Source organism: Acidovorax sp. HMWF018 (assembly GCF_003061035.1).
Lineage (GTDB): Bacteria > Pseudomonadota > Gammaproteobacteria > Burkholderiales > Burkholderiaceae_C > Acidovorax > Acidovorax delafieldii.
Map to the genome: position 1 here is coordinate 1 of NZ_QAIM01000529.1, position 5,690 is coordinate 5,690.

3 protein-coding genes and 1 pseudogene are annotated in these 5,690 nt (G+C 60.0%); 3 read left to right on the forward strand and 1 reads right to left on the reverse strand.

The features are described 5' to 3' along the window. Positions 1-199 (forward strand): annotated as a pseudogene (locus tag DBR23_RS22465) (acyl-CoA dehydrogenase); the annotation flags it as partial. Between the two features lie 124 nt (positions 200-323). Beyond that, positions 324-2,063 carry a tannase/feruloyl esterase family alpha/beta hydrolase gene (locus DBR23_RS22470; protein ID WP_369882158.1) on the forward strand — a complete coding sequence of 580 codons (1,740 nt, stop codon included), beginning with the start codon at positions 324-326 and terminating at the stop codon, positions 2,061-2,063. 58 nt (positions 2,064-2,121) lie between these two features. Here DBR23_RS22470 and DBR23_RS22475 read toward each other — a convergent pair whose 3' ends face one another. Continuing rightward, positions 2,122-2,571: a carboxymuconolactone decarboxylase family protein gene (locus DBR23_RS22475; protein ID WP_108499637.1), complete on the reverse strand. Its 450-nt coding sequence runs from the start codon at positions 2,569-2,571 to the stop codon at positions 2,122-2,124. A gap of 390 nt (positions 2,572-2,961) precedes the next feature. On the opposite strand from DBR23_RS22475, the gene DBR23_RS22480 reads away from it, so the two are divergent. Next, positions 2,962-5,690: TrlF family AAA-like ATPase (locus DBR23_RS22480; RefSeq protein ID WP_146191415.1), on the forward strand; the 2,729-nt coding region annotated here is incomplete at its 3' end.

Genomic DNA, 5,690 nt, shown 5'->3' on the forward strand with positions numbered 1-5,690 from the left:
GGAATGGGCCTGGGCCCAGATCGGCGCCGCCCGCCCCCACCGCACCGAGCAGTCAACCGCCGCTACAGACCGCTGGACCCCACCCGCCCAGGCCTTCGCCCAGTGGGTGCTGCCCGAATTCGACCTGCGCACCACCATCCTGCGCCAGCGAATTGCCCACGCGTTTGAGTTCAGGCCCCAGGAGGCTGCAAGCGCATGAACCATATGCGCCAAAAGCTCCTGATTCAGTAGCAAAACACTTTCCATCGATCTCCCTCCCACAGCGTGTTGAGGCCACGTTGCGGGGTTCCCTGCGCCTCAAAAAAACCACTGGAGACAACACCATGCGCTTGAAGATGAGAAGAAACCGGATGCGTGCCCACCACCCCCTGGCGCTCTCGGCCGCGGCTGCTGCCTTGCTCATGGGCTGTGGCGGCTCGTCCGACGCCGCCCTGCCCCAGCTCTCCGCCGCCACACCGGCCACCCTGCAGTCGTGCGCCACGCTGGCCAGCAGCCTGGCGTTGCCCGACACGCGCATCACCTCGGCCGAACAGGTGCCCGCAGGCCCAATCACCGTGCAGGGCGTGACCACCCAGGCGCCCGCGCACTGCCTCGTCAAAGGCAAGATGAAAGAGCGCACCGGCCCCGTGGACGGCGCCAGCTACGCCATCGGGTTTGAAATGCGCCTGCCCGTGGAGTGGAACGGCCGCTTTCTGCACCAGGCCAACGGCGGCCTGGACGGCAGCGTGGTCACCGCGCTGGGCTCGGTGAGCGGCGGCGCCCCCGTGGCGCCCGCCCTGGTGCAGGGCTTTGCGGTGCTCAGCTCTGACGCAGGCCACAGCGCACCCACGCCCTTCTTTGGCGTGGACCCGCAGGCCCGGCTGGACTACGGCTACCAGGCCGTGGGCACCCTCACCCCCATGGCCAAGAACCTCATCAAGAGCGCCTACGGCAAGGCGCCCGACCGCTCGTACCTGGCCGGCTGCTCCAACGGCGGCCGCCACGCCATGGTGGGCGCATCGCGCTATGCCGACCAATACGACGGCATCCTGGCGGGCAACCCCGGCTTTCACCTGCCCAAGGCCGCCACCACGCAACTGTGGAAGGCCCAGCAATACGCCAAGGTCTCCACCAAGGACGCCAGCGGCCTGCCCGACCTGACCACCGCCGTGAGCCCGGCCGAGTTCAAGCTCATCAGCAGCAAGATCGTCGCCAAGTGCGACGCGCTGGACGGCGTGGCCGACGGCCAGGTCAACGACGTGGCCGCCTGCCAGGCCGCCTTCAACCTGCAGACCGACGTGCCCACCTGCACCGGCGCGCGCGACGGCAGCTGCATCACCAGCGAGCAAAAGGGCGTGCTGGCCAGCATCTTTGCGGGCCCCAAGAACAGCAAGGGCGAAGCGCTGTACACCGGCACCTGGTTCGACCCCGGCATTGCGGGCGCCAACTTTGCATCGTGGCACTTTGGCGCGCCCGCCACGCGCGACGCCGGTGCGGTGGCCTTCATCTTCACCTCGCCCCCATCCAGCGTGGCCGCGTTCACCGCCATCCCCGGCATGCAGTACGCGCTGAACTTCAGCATGGAGACCGACTACCCCAAGATGTTCGCCACCAACACCACGTACACCGAGTCGCCCTGGTCGTACATGACCCCGCCCAACGAAGCCGACCTGAGCGCCCTGAAGAACCGGGGCGCCAAGATGATAGTCTTCCACGGCGTGGCCGACGGCGTGTTCTCGCCCATGGACACCGCCAACTGGATGGACCGCCTGCAGGCCAACCACAGCGGCAAGGCCGACGCCTTTGCCCGCCTGTTCCTGGTGCCCGGCATGAACCACTGCTCCGGCGGCCCCGCCACCGACCAGTTCGACATGCTGGCCCCGCTGGTCGCCTGGGTGGAACAAGGCAAGGCACCCGACAGCGTGACGGCGAAAGTGCGCGGCGCGGGCGCCAATGTGGTCAACGCCGAGCTGCCCGCCAGCTGGTCTGCCAACCGCACCCGTCCGCTGTGCGTGTACCCCAAGGTGGCACGCTACAACGGCACGGGGGATGTGGAGAGCGCAAGCAGTTTCAGCTGCAAGTGATCAGCGCTTGAAAAGCGGGAAGTCCGGCGCAAGCCGGGCTTCCCTTTTTCTTTACCTTTTACGCCTTGGCGCGAGGCTTCATGCGAAAGCTGACGCCCATGCGGTTGATGGCGTTCATGGTGGCAATCGTGAGCGTCAGGTCCACCAGGTCCTTCTCGCCAAACACGGCCAGCGCGGCCGCATAGGCCTCATCAGAGGCGTGCGTCTCGCTCACACGGGTCACCTCCTCGGCCCAGGCCAGCGCGGCGCGCTCCTGCTCGGAGAACAGATACGCCGCCTCATGCCACACAGGAACCAGCACCACCTTCTCCACCGACATGCCTTCGGCCAGCAGGTCACGCGTGTGGATGTCGATGCAGTGCGCGCACCCATTGATCTGCGACACGCGCAGAAAGACCAGGTGCGTCAGCAAGCTGGGCAGGCCTGTGTCCTGGGTGACAAAGTGGTGCAGCGTCCCGATAGCCTTGGCACCCTCGGGCGATACGTTAAACCAGACAGCACGATTCATACAGCAGTTCCTTCACATTGAATGTTGGGCGGAGGGCGATATCGGCCTCTTGCTCTCAAGACGTGTGATGTGAGGGCGTTGTGACAGACGGTGGAGAGATATCTTCCTGTGATCGTCATCACATTGAAATCTCAAAAGCCATCGCTATCGCGAAGGCTCGTGTTTGATACGCCAAACGCGCACTCAATTTGGTCATATTGATCGACGGCCGGCGAGAATAGGCAGTACGGTCGACCAATCAATACGGCACCCTCATGCTGCAAGCGCTTCGCTGTCCGGCCAGCCTGCAAGATCAGCAGAAATTTGGACGCCAGCTAGTTTGGTGTAGTGCATCCTCATTGCTCATTTGTCCTGAGTAGGGTCGATGTCTACGTAATTAGGGAGAAGAGAATGAACAGAACCAATCGTGGCTCCTTGTGGCGCCTCTGGGATTTTCATGCCCATACACCAGCGTCCTACCAATGGGGTGGCCCGAGGCTTCGTAGCGCTAAAGACGATGCCGAGCGAGAGTCCATCATCAAGCAGACTGTCCAGGCGATGAACGACGCAGACCCCGACGTCTACGTTTTGATGGACTACTGGACTTTCGACGGCTACCTGGCCATCCGAAAGTATTTGCAGGCAAATCCCGATGCTCTGGGTGCGAAGCAGATTTTTCCCGGCATCGAGTTGCGCGTAGAGAGTTCGCTGAAAAGCGAAAGACTGAACGTCCACCTGCTGCTGGACCCTGCGCTGTCCGATCAAGAGCTTGCCGACGTGCTAGGGGCATTGAAGATTCAGCTGAAGGACCGGGAGCGTAGTCTGAGCGATGACTGCTTTATTCAGTACGCGCGTGAACTTGGCGAAGACAAGCTTGGCAAGCACGGCAAGGACGCGGAAAAGGTACGAAGCGACGACGCCTACGCGCTTCAGACAGGTTGGGAGACGGCCGAACTCGTAGCTAGCTCTGTGCTTGCGGCACTAAAGATGGTTGGGTCGAAAGGCCTTCTTCTGCAGCCTTGGGACACCTACGGCGGACTCAAAGGCATTGACTTCGTCAAGCACTATGCCGAGGTCCGTCGCCTAATGCGCGCGGCCGACATTTTTGAATGCAAGGACCAGGCCTGCCGCGAGGCTTTCCACGGAGAGGAAACTGACAACAACCGGGCTTTCTTTAAGAATTTCTGGAGTGCCATTGACGGTAAGGCTCGCCTGTGCGTGCGCGGCACTGACGCTCACGACTTCGGCAAGTATGGCCAATTTCCGAACGGCTTGAAGACGTGGCTCAAAGCAGAACCCACATTTGGCGGACTGCAGCAGGCGATTCGCGAGCCCGCTTTCCGCTCCTACATCGGTGATAAACCGCCCAAGGTAGCCATGGTTGAAGCCAATGGTTCACTGTTCATGGACCGGCTGAAGGTCAACCGCCGGGCAGGAACGTCCAGTACTGAGAAGTGGTTCGATGGCGTAGAGATCGAACTCAATGCAGACCTCGTTGCCATCATCGGGAACAAAGGATCCGGCAAGAGCGGGTTGGCGGAAGTTCTAGCCCTAGCTGGCAATTGCAAGGCGCGCAAATACTTCACCTTCCTGAATGACAAGCGGTTCATGAGTGGAAACGCTCAACGGGCAGGGCAGTTCGAGGCAACCTTGACTTGGTTGAACGGGGACAAGAACGTCACGACGTTGAACTTAGCTGCAAAAGAAAATGAGCCGGAGCGGATCAAGTACATCTCACAAATTTACTTCGAGGAGTTATGCAACGAGCATGTCACTGGCAAGTCCAGTCGGTTCGAGGGCGAAATTCGAAATGTCCTGTTCTCGCACATGGACTCGGCTGAGCGCTTGAACTTCAAGACGCTTGACGATTATCTGAAGGCGAAAGAAGCACCGGCAATTGACCGAATCACCACTGCGCGCCAGACGATCCAAGGATTGAACAAGCAGATTACAGACTTGGAATCGCAGGGGTCACCAGCGTACGCGAACGACCTCACGGAAAAATTAGCGCGCAAGGAGTTGGCGCTCAAAGACTTGGAAGCGCAAAAGCCGGTAGAAGTGCCGCAGCCCAAAGGGGGTGCTGGTGACAACGAGCAGCCATCAGAGGATGCCGTGCGACTCGAGGCAATTGGCAAAGAGCTTGAAAGCATTTTCACGGCTGCCAACGACAACGACAACAAGCGTCGCGGCGCAATCCTGCGCCGCAATGCGTTGTCGAAGGTGGAAGAAGGGCTGGCGCTGTTCGAGAGTCAAGCCAAGGAAACTGACAAGAAGTTTGTCGACTCTCTGGTCGAGGTTGGCATTGCCATTGAATCAGTCCTTTCCGTTCAAACCAGTGTGGCGAAGATTCGTGAAATGGTTGCCGAGGAGGAAGCGACCATTGCACAGCTCGTTGCGGTAAATGGCGAAATACAGCAGAAGGCTGTGCTGCTTCAGACCGAGCGTACGAAGCTGCAGGAGACACTGGACGCGCCGAACAAGGCATTTCAACTCTATCTTGCCGCGCTCCAGCAATGGCAGCAGGCCAAGGCAGCGCTGCTCGGAGGGGCAGAACTAGCAGATACCGTCGAGTACTACAAGGCTGCTTTAGCTGCACTCGAGAAGTTGCCGGAGAAACGCAAAGCGCTCGAAGGCAGCCGCAATGGTTTCACTCGAGTCATTTTTAAGGAATTGTCTGCCATGGCGTTGGCGCGACGGGCTCTATTCGCGCCTGTGGACCAAATCGTCGAGCAGTTTCCGAACATCAAGGATGACCTGAAAGTTGCCTTTCAGAGCAACGTGTTTTTCAACAAGCCAGCGTTTGCCGAAAAGTTCTTTGGCCTAGTAAAGCAAAACACCGGAGGTTTCCGTGGTGAGGAAGAGGGAACTCGCCGTCTGCAAGAACTCCTGCGGCTGACAGATTTCGCTTCTGAGGAGGCTGTTATGACACTGATGGAGTCGATTTGCGATGTAACCGTTTCCGCTGGCGACGCCCGCATGCCGATGTCTCAAGTCATGCGCGCAAACAAGGTAAGCAGTCAGCTCTACGATCTGCTCTATGGCCTGGAAGACTTGGAGCTGCAGTTCTCGCTCACCCTGGCCGACACGACCATTGAACAGATGTCGCCCGGGCAAAGGGGCGCGCTACTGCTTATCTTCTA